The organism is Deinococcus sp. KSM4-11, from assembly GCF_004801415.1.
Taxonomy (GTDB): Bacteria; Deinococcota; Deinococci; order Deinococcales; family Deinococcaceae; genus Deinococcus.
In genome coordinates, this window is record NZ_SSNX01000002.1 from 231,316 (window position 1) to 256,393 (window position 25,078).

Below are 25,078 nucleotides of genomic sequence, written 5' to 3' on the forward strand. Positions count from 1 at the left end.
CGTTAGAGCTTCAACTGACTTTCGTGAATAGCTTCGTGTAACGTCCGGCGAATCCGACGGCCATCTTCGTGATTCGCGGCATCTTGGAGCTCTGCAAGCAGGCTACTCAGCGCAGCAGGCTCCAGTTGTTCCAGCTGCGCGCTGAATATCTCGCTGTGCTGCGTCGTGACGGTACCCTCGCTACTCGTCAGCAGTTCTTCGTAGAGTTTCTCGCCTGGCCGCATCCCGGAGAACACCACATCAATATCTCGCGCTCCCGAGAGGCGGATCACGTCCTGTGCAAGATCCACAATTCGTACTGGCTTGCCCATGTTCAGTACGTACACCTTGCCATTGTCAGCCAGCGCACCTGCCTGCAGCACCAGCCGACTTGCTTCCGGGATGGTCATAAAGTAACGGGTCATGTCAGGATGGGTCACGGTAATTGGACCTCCTGCACGGATCTGCTGCATGAATGTAGGCACCACACTGCCACGGCTGCCCAGTACGTTCCCGAAGCGCACGGAAACAAAGGATTGGTCGTTGCGCGCACGGCGCGCCGCATCGGCGATGATCATCTCGGCCACCCGTTTGCTGGCACCCATCACGGATGTGGGATTCACGGCCTTGTCTGTCGAGATATTCACTAGGCGCTGCACGCCGTGCTTCAGGCAGAGGTCGGCCACATTCCGCGTGCCGAAGATGTTATTCCGAATGGCCTCGCTCGGCGCGGCTTCCATGAGGGGCACGTGCTTGTGCGCTGCGGCGTGAAACACCACAGCGGGACACTGTTCACTAAAAATGGTGTCCAACCGCCCAAAGTGCCGGACATCTGCCACCAGGGCCAATACATCAATTTCTGGCCAGTCCCGCCGCATTTCCTGCTCGATCGCGAAGACCGAGTTCTCGCCACGTCCCACCAGGATCAGGCGTTGCGGATGAAACCGTGCCAGCTGACGCACGAGTTCAGAGCCGATTGACCCACCCGCGCCCGTGACCAGCACCGTCCTTCCCCGCACATACAGGGCAATACTGGCCTGATCGAGTTCGACCGGAGGCCGGCGGAGCAGGTCGTCCACACTGACTTGCCGCAGTTCGTTGACAGTCACGTGGCCGCCCAGCAGCTCGTAGAGGCCAGGTACCGTACGCGTCGGGAGTCCAACAGCACGGGCCGCATCGGCATACGCCCGGATCACCGCCCCTCCTGCGGAGGGCATGGCGATGATCAGCAGTTCCGGTCTGACCTGCTCCATCGCGTGCGGCAGATCCGCCCGGCCTCCCAGCACCGGCAGGCCCATCAGCTGCATGCCCAGCTTCGCGATCGCATCATCAATAAATCCGACCGGCTTCAGGCCATTCTGAGGGAAGCGGAGCAACTCTGCCGCCATGAGACGGCCGGCATCACCCGCCCCAGCGATGAGCACGCGCGTTCCAGGATTGTTCGTTCCCACTTGGTTGGATCGTCCGAACCACCAGCGGGTCACAAAGCGCAGTCCCGCCAGCAAAGATAAAGCGATAATGCCTTCACTGACCGCCAGGAACCAGGGCACATGCAGTCGCAGCCGCAGAAAGGGCGTGAGGCCTAGCATGATGACCGTCACCAGTCCCACCACCCGCGTCAGTCGGAACAGATCCTCGAAGGTGACGTACCGCCAGATCTGGCGGCTTTCACGTGATCGGGCCAGCGCCAACGCCTTGATCGGCAATCCGATGACCATATAGAGCAGGATGTCTCCCGTCACCGGTTGCAAGAACTGATCGACGCGCAGAAAGTAGGCGATTACCGCAGCCATGCAGTACGCGGTGATATCTACCAGTGTTTTCAGGACGGTTGTATTCATGAGTGAAACGGTGTATCGGTCGGTATGGCCATGAGCACCTCAGAACGAGTCCGCGTCAATGTAGCAGCTTCAGGTACACCCAGACGCTGAAAATCGCACATCCCTTGCCCCACGTGCAGCACAGGCAGGACTACCTGATCACCACACGGTGGGGGCCGGAGCCCTCACGACCCGCGTGCCTCCCGCGTCGCCTCGCCAAGCACGTCCACCACCACGTCCGCCACTGCCTGCATATCCTCCACGGACAGGGTCGGGTGCACCAAAAACATCAAGGATGTTTCGCCCAGCTCGCGGGCCACCGGCAACCGCTCGGCCGGGCCCAGGCCAGCGTCCGTAAACGCTCGCTCCAGGTAGACTTCCGAGCATGATCCCGTGAAACACGGTGCTCCCCTATCCACGATCTCGGCCATCACTCGGTCGCGCGTCCAGCCGTCTCTCAGGTTCTCCTGACGCACGTACACATAGAACTTGTACATTGCGTGCTGCTGCCCCTCACCGACCCTCGGAACGCGCAGGGCCGGCTGGTCGGCCAGACGCGAGATCAGAACCGCCGCGTTCCGCTGCCGCTGGCGCGTCCACCCCGGCAGCTTGCGAAGTTGCAGGCGACCGATCGCGGCCTGCACCTCCAGCATCCGCCAGTTTGTGCCGAAGGAATCATGCAGCCAGCGGAAGCCCAGCGGGTGTTCCCGGTGATACACGGCGTCGTAGCTCTTGCCGTGATCCTTGAACGACCACGCCCGGCTCCACACACCCTCATCCCGCGTGACCAGCAGCCCTCCCTCGCCGCCTGTGGTCATGATCTTGTCCTGGCAGAACGAGAAACAGCCCACGTGCCCAATAGTCCCCACGTGCTGCCCATGATCCATGGCTCCGTGTGCCTGGGCACAGTCCTCGATCACGAACAGGTCATGCTCGCGCGCCAGTTCCATGATCGGATTCATGTCCGCCGGCCAGCCTGCCAGGTGAACCACGATGATCGCCCGCGTACTCGGCGTGATCACCGCACGGATGGTCTCGGCTGTAATGTTCCCGCTGTCACGGTCGATATCCGCAAACACAGGTACCGCCCCGCGCATGACCGCCGCACTCGCCGACGCGATAAACGTCCGAGGTGTGGTGATCACCTCGTCACCTTCACCGACGCCCAGCGCCAGCAGCGCCAACTCGAGTGCCTGGGTACCATTGTGCAGCGCAATTGCATACGGCACACCCAGCACCGCCGCATACTCCCGCTCGAACTCGCGGCCCTCGGTGCCCGTCCAATAGTTTACCTTGCCAGAGCGCAGAACTTCCGAAACGGCCTCGACCTCTTCGGGTTCGAAGACCGGCCAGGCACCCAGTGCACGATCAAGTTTCCTACCGGCAACCTCAGTCATAGCTCTATTCTGCCGTGTTTTATCCGCGCTGGCAGTCCCATCGCCACAATGCCTGCCGGGAGTGAGTGCACCACTACACCTCCCGCCCCCACTGTTGACCACGCACCGATCCTTACACCCGGCACGGCCACCGACCCGATGCCCATGAAAACACCATCCTCCAGATGAACATTTCCTGCCAGATGCGTTCCCGGCGCGACGTGCACATAATCCCCAAGAACCGAATCGTGATCAACCGTCGCGCCGGTATTTACGATCACGTGACATCCTACGCTCACATCCGGCTGCACTACCGCTGAGGCAAACACCACACTCCCAGCACCTAAGTGCACACTCGCATCCACCACGGCCGTCGGGTGGCACACGCTCATCCAGGTCACCCCCGGGTACCGGGCAGCAATATCCCGCCGTACCGCATTGCTACCAATCGCGATGACCGCCCGAACCCCTGGCCTGCTCAGCAAGTTCACCCCACCGAGCACGTCTACGCCCAGCACCTGTTGTCCCCAAAGCACGCTCCGGTCGTCCAATATCCCGCGTACCTCCAGGCCAGCAGCCTGTAGTGTGGCAAGCACGACTTTCGCGTGACCACCCGCTCCTACTATCAAAGTCCCACTCATTCGTTATTCGGTCTGGGAACCAAGAAACTTCGGCATAGTCGCGTCACCCGCTGCACTGATGTTCTCACGTCTGACAACCTTCAAGATAGTCAGCCACAGTATATTCATGTCCAGCACAATACTGCGGTTGTCGACATACCACACGTCCAACTTGAATTTCTCTTCCCAGGAAATCGCATTGCGTCCGTTCACCTGTGCCCAGCCGGTAATGCCGGGCTTGACCTCGTGCCTCCGCGCCTGCTGGGGGGTGTAGCGATCCAGATATTCCATCAATAGCGGCCGTGGCCCCACCAGACTCATATCACCTCGTACAACGTTGAACAGTTCGGGAAGTTCGTCCAGCGAGGACGACCGAAGAAAGCGACCGAGCGGCGTCAACCGTTCACTGTCCGGCAAGAGCTGACCTGAGCTGTCTACTGAGTTCCGCATTGTGCGGAACTTGTACATGGTGAAGGGCTTTCCATTGAGCCCTGGACGTTGCTGAGAAAAAATAACTGGATATCCAAGGTGTAACAGGACTAATACGTAGATTAGCACAATAATAGGAGAGAACAGGGTGGTAATCACCGTTGCTAATAATTTGGTGGGCAGCTCTTTCATATTCATCGTTGACTCGCTATGGAAAGTAGTTGTAGGTAATATTTAATTGTGTTATTCAATGAATAATCTTGTATTTTTTCTAGCGCCTTTACGGATATGATGGATGCGAGATCAGCATCGTGCATCAACTGTATCATTTTCTCTGCTAAATCCCCCGGATTATCGACTTCGAATAGAAGACCTGCACCGTCCGTTAGCAGATCCCTGGTGCCTCTGATAGCTGATCCTATTACGGGCACCCCCGACGCCATTGCCTCTAACACGCACCGAGGCATGCCTTCTTGATTCGACGCCAGTATAAGGGCGTTTGAGTTCGATAACTCTTCTGCAACATTCTGCTTGAATCCCACAAACAAACAAAAGCTGCTAAGTTTCTCTAGATCGGCATACGCTTCCATCTCTTTAAGGAGCGGGCCATCACCGATAAAAGAAATTGTAAAATTTAAGCCAGCATTGGCACAAATCTTGGCGGCCTTTAGGATAATTATTTGGCGCTTCCGGGGTATGAACTCTGCAACCACGACGAATTTAAATGGCAGCCGTGTTGAATCCGGTATATTTCTCGATTTTGCATTATATTGATCAAGACTAATGCCGATCCCTGGCATATTGATGACGCGATCCTCCGGTATGTAATTGAATTTCCGAGCAGCAGCAAAGTCATCCTGATTCATTGTGATTATGTAATCAGTAAATCTTGAAAGAAGTTTTTCAACTGCAAAGAATACGGTGTTATTAGCTTTTTTTCCATATTGGTGAAAATGAAATCCGTGAGCAGTGTAGATTACAATTGGTCTCTTACGTTTTGGAATAGTAGCAATTGCCAATCTTGATAGAAATGAAGCAATTGGCGTATGGGTGTGCACAATACTGTATTTATTCCTAATTACTATGCTTCTCAGGAGATATAACGCTTTAATATACTTTATTACCGACTTGCCAGTTCTGTCCCACGGAATGGAGTGCACATCATTATACACTTCGTCCAAGTCACCAGCTTCTTCGAAAGAACTAGCGGCTGCATCAACTACCCATCCCTGCGATCTCGCCACTTCAGCATAAGGAGTCAGAAAAGCAGTATGGGTTCTAGCAACCGTTGTAATAACCAACATTGATTTCATTTTCTACCCTGGCTTTTGCTACGCGTTTCGCCCTGCCACGCCTCGGTTTCCAGGGCCAGGCATTCGTAGAAATCCTGCCGCTGCCGAGCCAGAACACTATCAGCATAAGAATGCGCAGTTTCCAGGTTACGATGCGACATCTCGCGTAAACGCTGCGGCGATATCGCGACCTCTTGTAATTTCTGCGCTAAGGCTGGTGCGTCACCCGGCGGCACCATATCCTCGGCAGGCAGCAATTCGGGAATACCACCCACGGTCGAACCGATACAGGGCATCGCGCGTGCCATCGCCTCAATCATGGCACGTGGTAATCCCTCGGTGCGCGAAGGCAAAACAAAGATATCTGCACGATCCAATTCCTCCCTGACGGCATCGCCGGAGGACAGTTGCCCAGCAAAGGTCACTTGATCCTGTACCTTCAGCTCACGTGCCAGGTTTTCCAGCTCAGAGCGATGTCTTCCATCGCCCACAATGGTCAGGTGGAGATGTAGGCCTTGATCGGCGCAGATAGCTATGGCACGCAGGATGACATCTGGGCTCTTATACAGTTGGGCCAGCGAGCCCACCAGAATCAGCCGGTAAGGCTGCTCAAGTTTTCCCAGGCCGTCCCAGTTGCTTCTAGGCTGATCCACAAACGCACCTGCAGGAAGTTGGACATTTGAAAATGAATTGCTAAACCTTGCCTGGCTGGGATACCGCTCTTGTAGAGACACACGAGTGACATAGCTAATGACGCTCGCGTGGCGGGCCTGAGTTTTAAGCTGTCGGGTAAACCACCAGCGGAAGAGAAACCGCAACGGATGCCGAACTCCTCCAGGAGCGAACACTTGATGTGGATCGGCGACGATCTGTGCGCCGTAGGGCTGGCCACTGGCTTTGAGGACTCGGTAGGCCACTGTACCCAGTGTGCCGGGAATTCGGAGCAGTACCGCTGAATCTCCATTGAGCGAGTTTTGCATTGCTCGCCGAACCTCGCCAAATTTCAGCAGGAACTGACGGGGACCGATAAAGTAGGGGACGGCGGTGAATGTGACTCCAGGGCCGCTTGATAGACTTAAGTCAATTGAGACCTGATCTATATTGTGTATACGAGCAATCACATTTACAGACGTAAATCTCTTCAAGTAGGGCTGCCATACGGAATAGGGAAGTGCTGCTTCAGTCCAGACACTGCCATCAGGTGTCCTAAAAAACCGATGTTCAAGGATGATTTTAAGTTTCATTAGTGTAATCCATTTTCAGGCTGCCTACACTAACATAGCGGTTTTTATAGATCAAATATATAAGATACGCAACAATTATAGGGTAAAAAGATACAATCTGGACAGCCAGTAGGAGGCTGGCTACTAGTACCGTTGACATACTTAGAATTAGATCACCCGGCCTATCGTCGTAGATACATAATACAAGTATCAACAAGGGGGCTAATACCATCCCAATCCAGCTAAAATTGCTTATTCCTTCTTCTAAAATGCTAGTTGTGATTCCGTACCCCCAAAGTTGGGGCGCGGCAAAAAATATGGCTGAAGTTACATATAGTGCATAAGGAAGAGGTTTTCCTGGCCAGGTACTTTTAGATATGAACGGAAGAATTGTAAAAACCGCACGCTGACCACGATACTCTAGAATTTTCACCTGATTCGGATGCAGCTCTGCATAGATTGCCAATTTCGTCACGCTGTTTATTCCATAATCGATGCGCTTGCCCGCGTAGCCATCTTCAGGGGACGTTGCATTGCTATCTATCGCTCTTACTGAGACCTGATAGATATCTGAATAACCGATAAATGCAAAAACCAAGACGAAGCCCACTATGACCATTTTATTTCCCCTAATTAATTTCTTGTAAATTAGCGAAGCTGCTAACCCCATAATTGATATTAGAACTTTATTTCGCTTACCGTTTAGCCAGATCGATAGTATAGACCATGGAACGAGTGAAATTAAACTGAAATACGAATTTCTCTGGGTCAGGAATATTAATATAATGGCAAATATACTCAAAAAGGTCAATATATTTACAACAGTACTAGTAGTCGACTCTAATTCTCCCGCTACCACTAGGTCATAGTCCGTTTGCGACAAAGAGTTGGGAAATACTATAAGTAAAAGGGCGGGCATTATGATTATTGTGTATTGGCAGTAGCTAAGAATAATACTGAAACTCGGTAATGAAAACCCCAGATGAGACTTGTGTCGCCTCGCATATACCAACCAAAGAGAAGCAATAAAACACAGAAAAGCTATATAAATGATGTTTGCAAACGAATCATCGCGTGATAACATAAGGCCGGGATACTTTTTGTATTCAGGTAACCCGTAGGTAAGGTCGAACAACATAGGCAATATGAAAAGAGCATAGAAAATAATATATACAAAATAGATTGATTTTAGATTTTGCCTAATAATATTAAATGTGGCGACAGATAAACATAAGGTTGTATACATCAATGCAGCGATCTTCAGTATCTCCACGGTCATGTAGAACTACGACCTACGCTTAGGGGTATAAACTCTAAGTAGCGCGTTTATGTTATTTTTGAGGCTAAAATTATGATTTTCACTGTGTAAGTTATCCGATGACATAGATAAAATACAATTACACCATTCTTCCGCGCTAGACTTCAACGAAACGAACTTGCAGTTCTCACTGATTTTAGCTTCGACGCTCACTTTATCTGAAGCAATACATGGAAGATTGGCAGCCTGGGCTTCAACAAGCGCTAAACCCAGACCCTCATGTTTAGATGGAAAAACAAATACGTTCATGGCACCTATCATGATTCTGGGAACATCGCTTCTAGAACCTGCAAAAATAACATGGTTTTGCAGGTTCATGGTATTCACTTTGTCTCTGATTTGACTTTGCAACTTACCGTCTCCCACAAGCAGCAATAAAGAATCCGGCACCCTTTTTTGCAAAACTGCAAAAATATCAATTAGGAACTGGTGGTTTTTAACTTCGTCAAATCTACCAACGTGACCAACAACGAACGTGCCTACAGATATATTTAATTCGCGCCTAACCTCGCTCTTGTCTACTGTTTCCTTGAAAGGATCGAAGTCAATGCCACAAGGTATTACGTCCCAACGATCATCTTTATTCCAATCTGAGCCGAATTGAGACAGAGCAGAGTTTATACTTACGGCTATGCCATTAGTAGCGAACCGGTTAATCATCCTCTTGGTAGATGCGACATAAAACCTACGCACGCCACCATAATCGCCCCTACTGACCAAAGTATCACTATGACTATGCGCTACTCTGATTGGAATATTTGCTATCTTTGCCAATAGCAGAACCATGCCGTTGAAATGATGGACGTGGCTATGAACTACATCGTATGGCCCGTTTTCTCTCAATATTTTTAGAAAGTTTCTCGCGTAAATCACGGGATTGTCAGGCCATTTACAGACATATCGTCCCGCGCCCAGAGCCAGCAGTTCTTCATCGTAAGCAGCTGCTTCCGCCTTATGCACCACAAAATCGAAAGCCAGCTCGTCACGCGAAACGTTTCGCAGCACGTTCATCAGCCATGTTTCCACGCCACCCCGGTTCATGGTGCCCACCACGTGGAGTACACGGATCGGGCGTCTGGACGGTTCAGGTGAAGCTGCACTCATGGGGTACTCCTCGATCTGAAGGCTAGGAAGAGAATCAGCACGCTCCCCAACAACTGAAAAACATTAGCACCCATCGTGGCCCACGCGGCTCCCACCAGCCCATACGCTGGGATCAGCCAGCGGCACAGTAGCCACAGCAAGACCACCATCAGCGCAAACAATGGAACCTGTTGCTTGAATTGTCGGGCGGCCGTCATGCCGAACCCCATGAACGAGGCTAGGTAACTGAAGGCTGCTGCGCCCATTAGCCATACGAACAGTGGCAGATCCTGGGCATAGTTGGGGCCATACATCAAGAACAGTACCGGGCGTCCCAGTCCAGCCGCGCCAAGCACGCCCGCCACACCCAGACCCAGCCCGGCCAGAAGCATCCTGCCCATCAAAACCCAGAAGGACTTCTGATTTCCGCTAGCAACGTATCTCGCCAGACGGGGACTGGCCGCTTGGCCCACCGCGCCCACCACGATGCCGAGCGCCACCATGAGGTACGCCAGCGCCGAGTAGATGCCCAAGGCACTGGTGCCAAGCGTGGCCTCGATCTGGTAACGCGGCAGATTCGCGCTCAGCGATACCAAACCCATCACCACACCCAGGGGCAAAGCAGTCCTGAGCAACCGTCCCATCACGGGCAGACCCCCTCTCCGTGAGTCTTCCGACGTGCTCAGTCGGCGAGCATTGGGCAGATCGTAGGTCAGCAGCAAAAGGAGCCAGCTAGTCGCCAGCAACCCTGCAGCCCCTGATAGACCGGCCCAAATAAAGCCAAGTAAGAGCGATAATAGCGACAGCGGTCCTTTGATCAGGGTGGATCGCGCGATCCGATCCATGCGCTCGCGGGCCTGCATACGTCCGTACAGTACGTCGCTGATGGACTCGAAGGCCTTGGCCAGCCCGATGAGGCCAATGACAAGGTGGGTTTCGGGGGCATAATTCTGGATCATGGCGACCAGCACGATCAGTGCCAGAACGGTGGTGATCAGCCTCAACGTCAGGTAATCCCCGAAACGGAAGTCCTGTGCCGCGTCGGTAGCCTGGACGCCACGCAGTTGTAGGTTCAGGGCCATGAACACCGGAGCACTGACCGCCAGCGCCAGCGAATACTGCCCCACGACCTGAGGCGTGGCCAGACGGGCCAACACCACCAGCATGCCCCACTGAGAGGCGGCGTACACCACGTTGCCCACCAGGGTCCATGAGATGTTTCGGCCCAGGCTCAGGCCCGCTGCGGCGCTCATTCGCTGCTTGACTCCTTCACCGCTTTCCGGCTCTGCTCGACGGTTACGCGAAGACCATCAGCAAAAGTCACTCTGGGTCCATAGCCCATAGCTGCTGCGGCCGCAGTTACGCCGGCCCGCGAGTGCTTCACGTCGCCGGCCCGCTCAGGCCTGAATTCTGGCTCGAGCGTGGTGCCCAACAGCGTATTCAATTCGGCCACAAGTTCCAGCAGGCTCTGCTGGTCGTCGCATGCGATGTTGAACGCGCAGCCCGCGACCTGATCAGCCGGGGCGGAGAACGCCAAGAGGTTGGCTTGCACGTTGTTGGACACGTACGTGAAGTCACGCGACTGCTGGCCGTCGCCGTTAATCACGGGCCGCTGGCCCTGGCTCATGGCGTCGATGAACCTGGGAATGACCGCCGCGTACTGGCTGTCCGGGCGCTGACGCGGGCCGAACACGTTGAAGTATCGCAGAGACACCGTTTCCAGGCCGTACACGCGGGTGAAGATCCGGCAGTATTCCTCGGCGGTCAGCTTGCTCAGCGCGTACGGCGAGATCGGCCGGGTGGGCATCGTCTCGACTTTAGGCAGGGTAGGAGTATCACCGTACACGCTGCTGCTGCTTGCGTACACGACGCGTTTGACTCCCGCCTGCCGGGCCGCCTGCAGGACGTTCAGGGTTCCAGTGGCATTCACGTCGTGGGTGGTTATCGGGTCTACCACTGAGCGTGGAACGCTGCCCAGCGCACCCTGGTGGCTTACATAGTCGATTCCGATCATAGCTTCCTGCACGGCAGTGAAATCGCGTAGATCACCTTGAATAAATCTGACACTGTCGCCGTGATGGGCAATGTTCTGAAGACGTCCGTTGGACAAGTCGTCAAAGACGGTGACGTGATCCCCACGTTGAACGAGGGCATCAACGATGTGACTCCCGATGAATCCGGCGCCACCAGTGATGAGATAGCTGGGCATTGTTAATATCCTTGGGGCTAAAGCAACGTGAGCTTGGGCGAGACGAGGCCTTTGGTGGCATTGCGGGTGTCGAACACCAATTTACTGTGCTCCAGCACCCAGCTGTAGTCCAGGCTTGTGTGGGGAGTAGTGATGAGAACGAGGTCAGCATTCTGAAGGTCGGCTGCCGTGAGTTCATCCAGGCCTTCGATTCTGAGAGAACCTTCCTCAACGACACGGACGTGAGGATCGTAGAAGCGGATGTCTGCGCCGAGGCTGTGTAGCTGTTCGTATACGTGTACGGCTGGGGACTCGCGGTAGTCGTCAATGTCCCGCTTATAAGCCATGCCGAGCTGAACGATACAGCTACCTTTGATGGACTTGCCTTGCTCGTTTAGTAGACGTGCCACTTTATTGACCGCAAAGTCCGGCATGTGCCTGTTGATCTCGCCAGCCAGAGTAATAAAGCGCGTTTCGAACCCGTACTCCCTGGCTTTCCATTCCAGATAATGAGGGTCAAGCGGAATGCAGTGACCGCCGACGCCGGGGCCGGGGTAGAACGGCATGATGCCGAAGGGTTTTGTGAACGCAGCGTCGAGTACTTCCCACACGGAGAGATCCATACGGTCGCACAACATGGCCAGTTCATTCACGAGGGCAATGTTGACGGATCGAAAGGTGTTCTCGTACACCTTTACCATCTCCGCTACCTTGGCACTGCTGACTGGCACGACATGTTGGATGGATTGCCGGTAGAACGCTGTAGCCACCTCTAGGCTGGCTGGATCATTGCCCCCGACGACCTTATTCGTATTGGTGGTGCTAAAGAGATGATTGCCAGGGTCGACGCGCTCTGGCGAATGGGCCAGGTAGAAGTCCACACCGGCACGTAAGCCACTCGTCTCTAGGATGGGTTTCATAACTTCTTCCGTCGTGCCTGGATAGGTGGTGCTCTCCAAGCTGATGAGTTGGCCAGGCCTCAGGTAACGAGCGATCTCCTGAGTAACGCTCCGCACGATGTTCAAGTCGGGACTGAGGTTCCGGTCGAGCGGCGTGGGAACGCAGATCACGATGACATCCATCCCGGGCACTGCGTCGAACGTCGTGGTAGTAGACACGAGGCCAGCATTGACAATATCGCGGAGATCCTGATCCAAGACATCCCCGATGTAGTTTTCTCCACGTGCAACCATTCCTGCACGTTCAGCGCTGAGGTCAATGCCGGTGACTTGAAATCCAACCTTGGCCTGCTCAACCAGGAAAGGCAGGCCGACATAGCCAAGGCCGACAATACCCACTCGCACCGCGTGTGCTTCAATTTTCTCAACGAGAGAAGAGACGGAATCGGTCTTGATCACCGCAGTATCATACTGGCACCAAAAATCGGTAGAGTTAGATTTTTCAAACTGTCGGTCAGTTGTCCAATTCCTCATCAAGTGCAACAGCCTGCTAAGAATGCCCTGGCGCACCCCTGACTACCCTTCAAAACTCGTGACCTGAACGAAAAGTCGGCTCCTGTAGCGTGTTTTCCGCGATGAAGACACACCAGCGCCGACCCCCTCACGATACCTTGCAGACCGCCCTGCGGTCTGCCTTTCCAATTGATGCGCGCCGCCTCGCCGTCCTGGCCGCACTCGTCCTGGCGATGATCCAAGCGCGTACCGTCGTGCTGTACGCCTTGAAATCCCACGTTCAGTTGCCAGGCGCCCTGGACATGCGCTACCAGCAGCTTCGCCGTTTCGTCCAGTTCCAGCTCCCAGACGGGCTGTTCACCCGGTTCGCGCTGGGCGTCCTGCCTGAAGGCGACCTCGAACTGATACTCGACCGCACCAATTGGCAACTCGGCCAGCAGGACATCAACATCCTGCTGCTCTAGGCCGTGTGGAGCGGGTTCAGTCTGCCCCTCATGTGGACCGTGCTGCCGCACGGCGGCAGCAGTTCCCAGCTGCTGCGGGAAGAGTTGCTGGCACGTTTTCTGTCGGTCTGCTCCGATCGCAAGATCACCGGTCTGCTCGCAGCCCGGGAGTTCGTCGGCAAGACCTGGTTCGCGTTTCTCGACCGGCACGGCATCAACTCCTGTAGTCGCTTACCGGCACGTGCGACGGTGGGAACCAGCACGATGCCCGTCTGGGCCTGCTTCAAAAATCTCCAGCCAGGCGAAGTTCGCCAGTGGCACCGAAGGGTTCGGGTCTATGGCGTCTCAATGCGCGTCTGTGCCACAAAAAACATGGCCGGCGAGATTCTGTACTTGGCGTATCGCGGGCGGGCCGACATCAATCTGGAACGGTATGCTCGCCGCTGGCAGGCAGAAAATCTTCATTCGGCTTTGAAGTCCAGAGGGTTTAATCTCGAGGACACGGGGGTCACGCAGGCCGAACGGATCTCGACGTTGCTCACGGCCGTGTCGATCGCGTTCACCTGGGCGTGTTTGACTGGCGAGCTGCTGGCAGCAAAGACGCCACCCAAGCTCAAGAAACACGGACACCGCACGGTGTCCGTGTTTCGGCTGGGGCTCGATCACCTTCAGGATCTGCTGTTGCACCCATCACGAGCGTCCTGGCGGGCCTTGAGCGGACTCATGCCGAGTTTTGGCTGGTAGTCAGGGCGCACCCATACCCAGCATGGATCTGCGAATCACGAGCCCTTCGGTTCGTATTGTACCGATTCCGCTCCTCACGGCCTATCCCCTGTGGAGTATCCACCGCCGCAACACCTCTCCCATGAAAACTGACCTGCTCCCCGCGATCAGTTCCGAACTGAATCGAAACATCTGGCACACTTGACCTGAACCCGGAAAACCTGGCCACGTGAGAATGCAGGGTCTGGCACACTTGGGGCATCCCCCCTGGAGGCCAGCCATGCGAGGAAAACGCTTTACCGAGGAACAGATCGCTTTCGCCCTGAAACAAGCGGAAACCGGCGTGTCCGTCACGGAAGTCTGCCGGAAGATGGGCGTCGCCGAGTCGACGTTTTACACCTGGAAGCGGAAGTTCAGTGGGCTGGGGGTCAGCGAGTTACGCCGGCTGAGACAACTCGAAGAGGAAAATAGGAAGCTGAAACAGCTGGTGGCGGATCTGAGCCTGGACAAGGTGATGCTCCAGGACGTGATTCAAAAAAAGCTCTGAAGCCGGCCCAGCGCAGGCAACTGGTCAACCACCTGCGTTCGGGCTACCGGGTGAGTGAACGGCGCGCGTGCGCCGTTCTGAACGAGTGGCGCAATGTCTACCGGTATCGGGGAAAACCGCGACTTGAAGAACCAGTCATCCTGGCCAGGATGACCGAGATCGGGCACACCCGGATTCGGTATGGGTACCGCAGAATTCACGTGCTGATGGCTCGCGAGGGCTGGCATATCAACCACAAGCGTTTCTTCCGGCTGTACCAGCTGGCCGGTCTGAACCTGCGGATGAAGCGACCGAGACGTCATGTGAGTGCGGCACGTCGTGCCGCACAGCCACCAGCACAACATCCCAATGAGGTATGGTCGATGGACTTCGTGTCAGACGCGCTCTTTAACGGGAAGCGGTTTCGGACGTTGACCCTCTTGGACGTATTCACGCGGGAATGCCTGGCCATTCACGTGGACACAAACATCACGGGCGAGCGCGTTGTCGCAGTGGTGACCGAGGTCAGCCGGCACCTCGGGGTGCCGGCGCGGATTCAGGTCGACAATGGCAGCGAATTCATCAGTAAGGTGCTTGATCTCTGGGCATACCAGAATGGCGTGACTTTAGGTTTTTCTCGTCCTGGGCGGCCTCAGGACAACGCGCACATCGAGTCTTTCAACGGGAGTTTCCGCGATGAATGCCTGAATATCCACTGGTTTTTGTCGCTGGACGATGCGGCCGAGAAGATCGAAACCTGGAGGGGCGACTATAATGATCTGAGGCCGCACTCCTCGCTGGAAAATCTTGCGCCCAGCGCATATCGAGCCAGGATTGCCTCGACCCTTCGCCCGCCAACCTGACCTGGCCACAATTCTGGGATCGGCTCAAGTGTGCCAGATTTTCCGATTCAGTTCGGAGCCGTTTGCGGGGAGCAGGTCAGTTCAGGTCAGGTGCTGACCGGAGCGGAGGCGTCGCGGGTGTTCGTTCGGGCGGTGGCAGGTGGAGCGCTGGCCCGGTCGCCCGCTCTGGAGGCGGTCAGCAACAGCACCACGGCGGCCATCAGCGTGGATTCCCTGGCTGCTCTGCGTGCCCGCGTGAACACCGGAGCGCCCGTGCGTACCCGCGGCTACTACGCGCCCAGGGACGGCGGCGGGGCCATCTACGACCCCATCCCCGGCGACACCACCAGCACGGACGACGGCCTGGGCCTGATCGTTGCCGCAGACGGCACCCGCTATCAGTTGCGGGACGCGGTGACGGCCCGCCGCGCCGGGGCAAAGGGTGATCTGCTGACGGATGACACGGCGGCGTTCCTGCGCCTGAGCCGCTACCGGCAGGTAACCATCGAGGCGGGGCGCTACCGGATCACGCAACCCATCCCGGTTGGGTACTATGGAGGTGTCACGCTGGCGGGCTGCGTGTGGATGGGGGAATCCCGCGCCAGCACCACCATCATCGGAGATTTCGGGGCGGGACAGGCAGGCCGCGCCGTGCTGGAAGTGGGCGACGGCGCGAGCATTCACAACTTCGGGCACCGCCTGTTGGACTTCCTGATCCGGCACGGGGCGAACACCCCGTCCAACTGCTGGGGTGTGCGCATCTACAACGCCTACGGCGGCAGTATCGCCCGCGTGGATATCCGCGCCCGCAACTGCCTCAATCTGGCGCGTCCGGGTGGGCAAGGGTTCACGTTCCTGAACTACCTTGTGGATGACTGCCTGCTGTACGCGAAGTACACAACCAACCTCACGACGGGCGATGAAATCTCACTCGGGCCGAGTGACAACGGCGTCAGTGTCGCCAATACGCCATACCTCGCGGGCATCCCTGGGCACCGCTGGGATGACGTGACGTTCCGCTACACCCGGCACAACGCCCTAGTGGATCTGGCCGGGAGCATGGTCACGTTCGAGTCCCCGCAGTTCTACAACGAGAAGAAAACCACCTGGACATTCGCCCAGGCCGGGTATACCCTCAGCGACCCGTCCACCATCTCCGTGTACTTCCGGGACGGATCCCTGGTGATGCGCTCCCCGAACTTCGAGGTCTACCAGACGGGCCTCGCCATCGGAACCTACAATCGCAAGGTGGAGAGCGTGCTGGTGGAGGATGCCCTGTTCAACGGCATTGTATACAGCAACGCCGAGGAGATGGCCGCGAACGCCGTGGTGCTGTACACCGGCGGGGTCGGCACCACCCGGAACGTGAACATCGTCCGCCCACGCTTCCTGCAGAACCGCACGGACGTGACCCTGGACAACGGCGGCGTGAACACGAACGGCGACCCCTCCGTGGACGGCGTGAAGATCATCGACCCGGTGGTACTGAAGAGTGAGTTTGCCATCTACCACACGGGCCTCACGGTGTCCGGCTCGGCCATCATTGACACCGGGGATGACCGGCTGCGCAAGGAATTCCGGCCCTTCACGACGGGCGCACGCATCCGCATCGCGGGTGATCTGTACAGCGTGGTCGCGTACTCGGGCTCGACTGGCCTGATCCTTGACCGCGCCCTGACGGTCACGAACGAGCCTTACATGCGCGTGAATACCGTCCCGGTGCGGCGGGTCATCACGGGCAGCTTCCGGCCTGGGCAGGAAATGGTGGAGTACACCGCCGACCTGAGCACCCAGCTCGAGAACTTCCTTCAGGGGGATCGGATCATCAACCCCACGCCCACCTCCGGTGGCGTGTACGCCAGCGTGGTCACGCGGGGCGGGCGCTACCATGGCAGCACCGGCAACCTCACGAGCGGCAGTCAGACCGTGACGAGCGTGACGCGGATCGAGACGTGGACGGCAGGGGACACCATTCTGGGGCCAGGGATTCCCGGCACTGCCGTGGTCAACAGCGTAAACACGATGGCGGGCACCCTGAACATCTTCCCCGCCCCAACGTCCAGCGTGACGGGCGCCATGCTGTTTGATGCGCTGCCACAGGCCATCGGGGCGATTCCCGTTGATCCGACCATTGTTCCCGCCGCTGCCCCCATGACACCAGCCGCGCCTACCCTAGCGTACAGCGGCACGGGCGTGAGCGGCACGCTGGTCACGAACCTGACGGAGGTGACGGACAGCGACCCGGCCCGCCCGCGCTACCACATCAACGCGACGTGGACGCCGGGCAGCAGCACGGCGACGTACACACGCTTCCGGCTGAGCGGGCCGACGAGTCCGGCGGGCGGGAAGGTCACGAGTATCAGCGTAGCGGCCATCAAGGCATCGGCGGCGCCGCGCACGGTGGCATTCAACGCGACAGGCGCCCCGGACATGTACATCTACATCGCCAACCCTGCCGGGGTGCTGACGGCCCTGACGCTGGATATCTACGTCGGGTACAAGTTCTGAGCCGGTATGGTGAGGTATGACCGTCCTCTCGGCCGGGGCTCCCCGCCCCCTCTCCCTGCCTGCCGTGCTCATGACGGCGCAGGCCGCTTGGCTGGCCGCCCTCCTGATCCCCCTGATGACGCACACGCCGGACTGGACGCTGCCGCTCGACACCGTGAGCCTGCTGGCGCTCGGGAACGCCGCGCTGGGCATAGGCGTGACAGCGGCCGTGACGCGTACCATCTGGGATGCGCGCATGCTGCTGTACATCTCCCTGACTATGTTCAATGTGGGCGCCCTTATCGCGCACGTGTTCGACCCAGCCGCGCCCATCGTCATCCGGTACTTCACGGACGTGCAGCTCGCGCACGCGGGGTACTACCTGACGGTCTGCCTCGCCGCGTGGACGCTCGCCACAGTGCTCACGGCCATCCTGATCCCCAGAACGGACGCCACCGCGACACCCACGCAGCTCCAGCGGTTGCGGACGGTGGGTATGCTGTTCCTGCTGGCGGGCACCGTGCCCGCCCTGCTGGAACTCATGGAGGCCGTACAGATCGTCCGGTCTGGCGGGTACATGGCGCTGTACCAGCAGGATGTGGTGGTGGGGGTGGGGAACTGGCGGGCCGTCCTGGCCGTGTTCTTCATTCCTGGCCTGCTGTTCCTGCTGGGGAGCGGTACGCTGACCGCGCGGGGGCGGCGGGGGGTGCTGCTCACCATCCTGCTGTACGTGGGCGTGCGGATCGCGCTGGGGCACCGGAGCGGCGCGCTGATGCCCCTGATCGCCACGTGGTTCCTGTGGCACCGGCTGGTGCGGCCCATCCCGGCGAGACTGACCGTCACGGTCGGCCTGCTGATCTTCATGGTGCTGCTGCCTGCCGTGGCCATCCTGCGGAACACGGCAGGCATCGTGGATCTCAGTCCGGACGCTGTGATCACCACCGTGACGGGCCTGCAATCCCCGCTGCTCAGCACGCTGTTTGAGACGGGCGCCAACATCATGCCGACCGCGTACACGATGGACTACATTCCTGGCGCGAGGACGTTCGGGTATGGCCTGAGCTACCTGACCTCCCTGTGGACGGCGCTGCCCAGCATCGGCGGCCTTAACCCTGGACTGGCGGGGGATGGGCCGTATGCCGTGTGGCTGGTGCGGGCGGTCGATCCTGGCGTGGCGAGCCTCGGTGGTGGCTACGGCTTTTCCCCGATGGCCGAGGCGTACGCGAACTTCGGCCTGGTGGGCGGCGTGATCGGGTTCCTGGCAGTCGGCCTGCTGGTGCAGGGCCTCCTGACGCGGTTCAGCCGCCCCACCAATGCGCTGCACGTCGTGCTGATGGCGGTCACGCTGAGCTTCCTGCTGCTGTGGGCGCGGGGCGAGAGCGTGTCCTACGTACGGCCCATCGTGTGGTTCGTGCTGCTGCCCGCGTTGTACGTCATGTACCGGCGCCGTGACCGCCTGACCTGATCGTCACCTAACCCCGCTGCCCCGCCTGAGTGCGGGGCTTTGTCATGCCCTGGAGGTCATTCACGATGCCCAACCCGACCGATTCACAGATAAAGCTGACGGCACTGCTCGCGCAGCTGTTCAACCTGCGGGGCACCGTCCCAGATTTATTGATGACGACGTAAGTCTGGGCTGATAGGCTGGAGGCGTGGCCGAATGGCATCCTTCCAAGTATTCCCGAGCCCAGCTGGAAGAACGTCGGCTGGCGGCGACGCCATGGCTTCAAGGGGGCCAGCATGTACAGCAGGAGATTGCCCAACACTTCGGGTGTCTGTGCACACGGTCAGGAACTGGAAGAAACGCCTGAAGCGCACCGGCAGTCTTCAGGCGACGGTGACCAGCGGACGCCCCTCCCGACTCACTGCCACTCAGCGTGAACAGGTTCGCACCCTCCTGCGGGAGGGTGCTCTGCAGCACGGCTTCCCCGACCAGACGTGGAGCACAAAGCGGGTCACAGACGTGATCGGGCGGCAGTTCGACGTGTGGTACCACCATGATCACGTCCGGAGACTGCTTCGGCAGTTGGGCTTCACGCCCCAGATGCCGGATGGGCATGCAGCTGAGCGCAATGAACTCCGGATCGCGTCCTGGCGGGAACAGGTCGCGCCGGAGCTGGGAAAAAAAGGTCGCTGAGGGCGCGACGCTCGTCTACGTGGCTGAGGTCGGCTTCTCCCTGAAGGGCGTTCGCCGACGAACCTGGTCGACCAGGGGCGTGACGCCCCTGGTCACGCTCCCAGCCAACTGGGAAAAGCTCTCGACCATTGGGGCGATCACGTCAGGTGGCAACTTCTTCCAGCAGACGAAGTCAGGGGCAATCCGCAGTGGGGATGTGATCCGGTTTCTCCAGCATCTCCTGCGTCATGTCCAGGGAGAGCTCGTCGTGGTGCTCGACAATGCCGGAATTCACCGGGCCAAAGCGGTACAGGCGTTCGTGGAGACCCACGAACGCCTGTCGGTGGTGTATCTGCCGCCCTATGCGCCAGAGCTCAACCCGATTGAGCTCGTGTGGGCGTACGTGAAACGGAATGTGCTGGGGAACTTCTGCGCCCGTTCCCTGTCGATGCCGAAGGAAAAACTCGTGGGGGCGTGGCAGCGCGTCAGGAACCTTCAGCTGCCCCGCCGATTGATGGACTCTAACTTATGCCGGAATCAATAAGGCTTGCCGATTTTGTTTGTGTGACGCTGGAGTTCTGGTGGGGATACCGCACATTTGAGGCCGTTGAGGTCTTTACAACCGGCAGCATAGCCAAACGCCACCGGCCGACTTGACATCCCACGAGTTCGGGCGCGAAGCTCAAGTAACCCGACCGAACATCCGAACAAGCGATCCAGTATCCACGTTGATACCCAGCAATTCGTTTTCTTGTGGACTTTGCACGCAAGGAGATCATGAAGCAGAGCAGCGTATGTGGTTGGCGTCGCCCGTCAGGCCTTCTAGTAGGCTGCCTGCTGCTGAGTACGGCAGCCAGCATCTCTGTGGTTCACGGCAACACCGATCTGAATAGCATTGCTGCCGCCTCGAGTCTGCCCTGCCTGACGTTCCAGGGGACAGGCGGTTCGCTCCCGACAGGTGCCGCTCCCGTCCCAGCAGCAGCAGCGACGGGGGACCTGGCCGAAGCCCAGACTCAACTGGCCACCCTGGAGCAGGAACTGCAACAAATGAAGCCCGGATCGGATGAATATGTCCAGTTGCAGGGCATGCTGCAACAGCTCAAGCAGGCCCTGGGGGCGGCCAGCGCTCAACTCCCGCCACCCATCCAGGCAGGAAAGCCGACAGAAGCCAAAGCGTTAAGTGTCAACCAGGCGCTGGGCAACCTCTACACGTCTCTGGCGTACCGGGTGTCGCCTCAAGCGTGGAAAGAGTTCCTGACTGCAGACGCCTTACAGGATCCGGCCAAAGCCAAAGTCGAGGCGTTGACCGCCGTGGCGCGCGGCCGTCCACTTGCCGCTGTCGCCACGTATCTCAAAGTCCTCGAGCAGCATCCGAAAGATGCCGACGCCCTGTACAATCTCGGGTCACTAGCCGCCTTCCTGAACGCCCCAAACGAAGCGTTGGCCCTGCTGGGCGCCTCCGAGGCGGCGGGTGGGCCCAGCAGCACCTTTTATCCCGCGAAAGCGCAGGTGCTGACCACCCGTGGATACGCCCTGATGCAGCTGGGCAACTCCTCGGAGGCGGAACGGGTGCTGAATCAAGCGGTGAGCCTGGCACCAGAGTTGCCGGAAGCCCAGCGCAATCTGGCCGCCGCGTTGGGGAACCAAGGCAAATGTGAAGCGTCGCGAAAAGCCCTGGTACGTGGCCTGCGCCGCAATCCCACCCCTCCACCCAGCAAACCTGTCAAGACCACGACTTCAATACCACCGACTGTCCCGATGCCGCCTCCACAGGGCACGGACATTGAGACCGAGGTGATGGCCCGCGATTTTCTTGATTTCAGTCGGGGTGTCGTCGGGAAATGGCCTTACTTTCCGGTGATCGCCGAGCCTGAGGAGAAAGCAAAACTCAGCCGCCTGACCACCGCCTACAACGACTGGATCCACAAGAACGAGCCGCAGCTCGCTGACGCCGAACGGTTGCGGGATGCGCTGTTCGACGCCTCGGCGTATGTGATCTCCCTCGCTTCCGCGCCGGGGCAGCAGATCAACCACCGCATGGCAGTCGCTCTATTTGCTGCCGTTTCTCAGATGTACCGCGATCCAGTCTACGCCCCTCTGTTCCAGAAGCAGTTCGAAGCCGACACCAACTATGCCAACACTGAAGAAGAGCGTCTGACCAGACTGAAAAGTAAATTCAGCGCCTCTCAAGCGCTGCTTGAAAAAGACCTCACCGCGTGTAGCACAGCAAAGGATCAGGTCTTCTGCCAGAAGAAAGCAAAGTACGACGATATGAACCGCCAGTGTACTGACCTCAAGGACTGGAACCACCTGTGGCAGGGCTCGATTTCGTATCTGGAAACAACCACACGCGCCAATGTGACGGAACTCGACCGCTATCTCAGCACCGTCAGTTCTTACATCTCCGAGCCTCGCTTGCTGCGCTTTGTGCAAGCGCACCATCAACTGATGCGGAAGCTGTGGATGGGGATGGTGCCTGACGCCATCAACCGCCACCTGTCCACCTTGATCGTCTATCAGCAGCCGTGTCTCTTCGTGGCTGGCACGCCCACGCCAACGCCCGACGAAACGGTGGGGGCCTACGAGCCTCCGGCAGACGCTGGCTGTCAGCCGACCGCCACGTTGAAAGCCAAGGCACTGATCTTTGAAGTGTCCGGCAACTGCGAGAAAGTGGGTTTGGAAGTCAGCGGCGAATTGCCGTGGATGGATATCGGCGTCTTTGTCAGCGTCGAGGAACAGTTCTCCGCAGGGAAACAGACGCCGCCCACCCCCAAGGACAAATTTCTGTCCAGCCAGGGGATCATCCGCCCGGAACGCATTCCGCAGTTTGGCGAGAGCCAGGGAAGTTTAAGTACCTTCGGGGTGAGTGTCGGGGTGAAGGAAAGTCTCGGCGTCGGCGGAACGGAAGTAGAAACCAAACAGGGCTTTTACCTGACCAGTGACGGGAAAGGCAATCTGGCCGACGTTGGCGTGAAGCTCGAGACGTCCGCCAGTGTGGGGGCAGAAGTCGATCTTGGCGTTGGGGAAATCGGGATCGGACTGGAATTCGAGGGGCCCGGCACCTCTCTCAGCTTCGTCCCGAGCACCGTCGTACCGTGAAGTGTGGAGACCAGCACGCGTTCGGGATCTTCATCTCGCGTGCTGGACGTCATTGTCGTACACACGCCAGGTGCGGCAGGAACTGATGCACGTGGCATCGTGGTCAGCGCCCTGCTGCCCGCCGCCGCGGCGCGTGACGGGCCCAACGCCCCCATGTTCACTGGTCAGTGACCAGCCAGCGACTGGGACTCGCAACCTCCGGGTGCCGTGGGCAGCAGCGAGAGCAGGGATGACCACCCAGCCCGCCTTACATCCGACCTGCCAGTCCAGGATGCGGATGACCGAGATCAGGAGTCATGGGTCAGTGGCACCGACCCGTCAACGGGTGGTGTGAGCATCCGCTGAAGTTCCCGTCCCAACCATCCGAAGGGTGGCCACGTTCACGCACCCGAAATTTCGAGGCCAGCCGACTACACTTCGCAATACCGGTAAGCTCTTCCAGCCGACGTTTGGTGAGGGTCAGAGTTGCTGGACATTGGTGAGGGCCACACTGTTTGGGCGCTTCTAGCCCCGGGTCATCGCCCGGCCGCCCACAGATCATGGTGCCTAGAGTCATGATCAATAACTTCAGGTGCAGTCTCATCCAGCGGAGGCACCGATTTTTTACACTCCACGCATCCTGGAAGCCGTTCCAGATGCTTTTCACCGGTGGTTACACACCGGCAGAGGTTCTCTGTGCCGACACGACTCCTGCCGCTTCATCAGTCCGCCTGCATTCTCCTGACCCTGCTGCTGACGGCCTGTACCACGCCGTCCAGTCCGGGCGCTGCACCTGGCCCTGCCGGCACGCTGACGTGGACGCCTGCCACACCCAGTCCCACACCCCTGTATGAAGGTCAGGGCGCCGTTGTAGACGGCAAACTCTATGTCTTCGGGGGATTTTCCGAGAACCGGGACGACAAGCCGATCGTCACCCGGGCTGCGCACGTCTATGACCCGGCCAACGAACACTGGGCGGCACTCAAGGACACGCCGGATCCCGTCACCCACGCCGGTACGGCGGTCGATGGCACGGACATCTATATGGCCGGGGGGTTTCTCGGCAACCATCCAGGCCCGCAGACCGACCACGTCTGGCGCTATGACACCCACACCGATACCTGGACGGCCCTCCCTCCCCTTCCAGGCGCGCGCGGGGCCGGTGCGCTGGTTCGGGTCGGCCGCGACCTCCACTATTTCGGAGGCACCGAGCGTACCGATGCGGGTCTATACCTGCGCGACGACAGCGACCACTGGGTGCTGAACCTCGATGTCCCTACAGCGTGGCAGTCCAGGGCCCCCCTTCCAAATGCGCGTAATCATATTGGAGCGGTGGTCCTGGACGGACTGATCTATGCGGTGGGTGGACAGCACCTGGGGGACGAGGCCCACGGTGACCTGAGGGATGTTCACCGCTACGATCCGGCGACGGACAGTTGGACATCAATAGCACCCTTGCCGCTGCCACTGGGGCACATCACGGCCTCGACGGTGATATGGAACGGCCGGATCGTGGTCGTCGGCGGCGTGACACTGGCAACGAACGGCGGCGCCATCGAGGGAAAGGAAAGCAACACCGTCCTGACCTATGATCCGTCCCTGAACAAATGGTCAGCCCTGACGTCCTTGCCAGGGCCCCGGCAATCCCCGGTGGCCGGAGTGATCGGCGGAAAGATGATCGTCACCACCGGCTCCACCACTGCGGGGCCGGTCGCCACGACCTTCATTGGCCATTGAGCCCACAGACACGGCAGGCGACTTGAGTGGCTAACCGCGCCGAACCGTTCGCCTCGCCGAGAACGTCGTGTAGGCTTGCCACGAGTGGTTCGAGGCCCATTGCAACGAACCGAAAATCCCCTGCTACCCGGTACGCGTCAGGGCGCCCGAACGGCAGGGCTGGAGCAGCCCTGCCACGTTCCTGAACCACCTTGCTTGAAGAACGTCGGCCGCACTCGGCCACGCCAAGACCTGCTTGAACTCCAGCCCAGGCGCGCTAGAGCTGGAATCGCTGGGGTCGCCACTCCCCTGCACCATTGCCCCTCCGGCACCTTCCTTAGGCCGGGCGACCTACCGACCCTGCTGCGTCGCCAGCCCCCGCGTGACTTCCATCACCTTGAGCCGCC

Annotated in this window: 16 protein-coding genes and 2 pseudogenes; 7 read left to right on the forward strand and 11 right to left on the reverse strand. The window is 58.3% G+C overall.

Features of this window, described 5'->3' with window-relative positions; genetic code table 11:
• Positions 1 to 2 precede the first annotated feature (2 nt).
• The 11 genes from E7T09_RS08210 to E7T09_RS08260 all read right to left on the reverse strand — a co-directional run bounded on the left by E7T09_RS08210 (position 3) and on the right by E7T09_RS08260 (position 12,686).
• Positions 3 to 1,820, reverse strand: a complete 1,818-nt coding sequence (locus tag E7T09_RS08210; RefSeq protein ID WP_136388699.1) for a nucleoside-diphosphate sugar epimerase/dehydratase — start codon at positions 1,818 to 1,820, stop codon at positions 3 to 5.
• Between the two features lie 164 nt (positions 1,821 to 1,984).
• Complete coding sequence (locus tag E7T09_RS08215) at positions 1,985 to 3,196, reverse strand: DegT/DnrJ/EryC1/StrS aminotransferase family protein (protein WP_136388700.1); 1,212 nt, start codon at positions 3,194 to 3,196, stop codon at positions 1,985 to 1,987.
• Positions 3,193 to 3,816: an acetyltransferase gene (locus E7T09_RS08220; protein WP_136388701.1), complete on the reverse strand. Its 624-nt coding sequence runs from the start codon at positions 3,814 to 3,816 to the stop codon at positions 3,193 to 3,195. Before E7T09_RS08220 ends, E7T09_RS08215 begins: the two co-directional genes overlap by 4 nt.
• A 3-nt stretch (positions 3,817 to 3,819) precedes the next feature.
• Complete coding sequence (locus E7T09_RS08225) at positions 3,820 to 4,416, reverse strand: sugar transferase (RefSeq protein WP_304990887.1); 597 nt, start codon at positions 4,414 to 4,416, stop codon at positions 3,820 to 3,822.
• 2 nt (positions 4,417 to 4,418) lie between these two features.
• Positions 4,419 to 5,537, reverse strand: a complete 1,119-nt coding sequence (locus E7T09_RS08230) for a glycosyltransferase family 4 protein (RefSeq protein ID WP_136388703.1) — start codon at positions 5,535 to 5,537, stop codon at positions 4,419 to 4,421.
• Complete coding sequence (locus E7T09_RS08235) at positions 5,534 to 6,760, reverse strand: glycosyltransferase (protein ID WP_136388704.1); 1,227 nt, start codon at positions 6,758 to 6,760, stop codon at positions 5,534 to 5,536. Before E7T09_RS08235 ends, E7T09_RS08230 begins: the two co-directional genes overlap by 4 nt.
• Positions 6,750 to 7,349: a hypothetical protein gene (locus E7T09_RS08240; protein WP_136388705.1), complete on the reverse strand. Its 600-nt coding sequence runs from the start codon at positions 7,347 to 7,349 to the stop codon at positions 6,750 to 6,752. The genes E7T09_RS08235 and E7T09_RS08240 overlap by 11 nt, the downstream gene beginning before the upstream one ends.
• 675 nt (positions 7,350 to 8,024) lie before the next feature.
• Positions 8,025 to 9,161 (reverse strand): glycosyltransferase family 1 protein, encoded by a 1,137-nt coding sequence (locus E7T09_RS08245; protein WP_136388706.1) that lies wholly within the window; start codon positions 9,159 to 9,161, stop codon positions 8,025 to 8,027.
• A complete protein-coding gene (locus E7T09_RS08250; protein WP_136388707.1) occupies positions 9,158 to 10,393 on the reverse strand; it encodes a lipopolysaccharide biosynthesis protein in 1,236 nt (411 codons plus the stop codon). Before E7T09_RS08250 ends, E7T09_RS08245 begins: the two co-directional genes overlap by 4 nt.
• The gene (locus tag E7T09_RS08255; protein WP_136388708.1) at positions 10,390 to 11,349 is read right to left on the reverse strand and encodes an SDR family oxidoreductase; all 960 of its coding nucleotides are present in this window, start codon (positions 11,347 to 11,349) and stop codon (positions 10,390 to 10,392) included. The genes E7T09_RS08250 and E7T09_RS08255 overlap by 4 nt, the downstream gene beginning before the upstream one ends.
• Positions 11,350 to 11,366: 17 nt before the next feature.
• Positions 11,367 to 12,686: a nucleotide sugar dehydrogenase gene (locus E7T09_RS08260; RefSeq protein WP_205746963.1), complete on the reverse strand. Its 1,320-nt coding sequence runs from the start codon at positions 12,684 to 12,686 to the stop codon at positions 11,367 to 11,369.
• Between the two features lie 176 nt (positions 12,687 to 12,862).
• On the opposite strand from E7T09_RS08260, the pseudogene E7T09_RS08265 reads away from it, so the two are divergent.
• The 7 genes and pseudogenes from E7T09_RS08265 (at position 12,863) to E7T09_RS08295 (ending at position 24,692) form a co-directional block, all read left to right on the forward strand.
• Positions 12,863 to 13,927 (forward strand): annotated as a pseudogene (locus tag E7T09_RS08265) (IS4 family transposase).
• A 259-nt stretch (positions 13,928 to 14,186) separates the two neighbouring features.
• Positions 14,187 to 15,295, forward strand: a protein-coding gene (locus E7T09_RS08270; RefSeq protein ID WP_136388709.1) for an IS3 family transposase whose coding sequence is annotated in 2 segments (ribosomal slippage) — positions 14,187 to 14,439 and positions 14,439 to 15,295 — 1,110 coding nt in all. Because the reading frame shifts where the segments join, the coding sequence is not laid out codon by codon here.
• 117 nt (positions 15,296 to 15,412) lie between these two features.
• Positions 15,413 to 17,782, forward strand: a complete 2,370-nt coding sequence (locus E7T09_RS08275; protein ID WP_136388710.1) for a hypothetical protein — start codon at positions 15,413 to 15,415, stop codon at positions 17,780 to 17,782.
• Positions 17,783 to 17,798: 16 nt separating this feature from the next.
• Complete coding sequence (gene wzy / locus E7T09_RS08280) at positions 17,799 to 19,226, forward strand: O-antigen polysaccharide polymerase Wzy (protein WP_136388711.1); 1,428 nt, start codon at positions 17,799 to 17,801, stop codon at positions 19,224 to 19,226.
• Between the two features lie 187 nt (positions 19,227 to 19,413).
• Positions 19,414 to 20,421: pseudogene (locus E7T09_RS22075) on the forward strand (IS630 family transposase).
• A gap of 233 nt (positions 20,422 to 20,654) precedes the next feature.
• Positions 20,655 to 22,976: a tetratricopeptide repeat protein gene (locus tag E7T09_RS08290; protein ID WP_136388712.1), complete on the forward strand. Its 2,322-nt coding sequence runs from the start codon at positions 20,655 to 20,657 to the stop codon at positions 22,974 to 22,976.
• 675 nt (positions 22,977 to 23,651) lie between these two features.
• Positions 23,652 to 24,692: a kelch repeat-containing protein gene (locus E7T09_RS08295; protein ID WP_240741689.1), complete on the forward strand. Its 1,041-nt coding sequence runs from the start codon at positions 23,652 to 23,654 to the stop codon at positions 24,690 to 24,692.
• Positions 24,693 to 25,078: the final 386 nt, after the last annotated feature.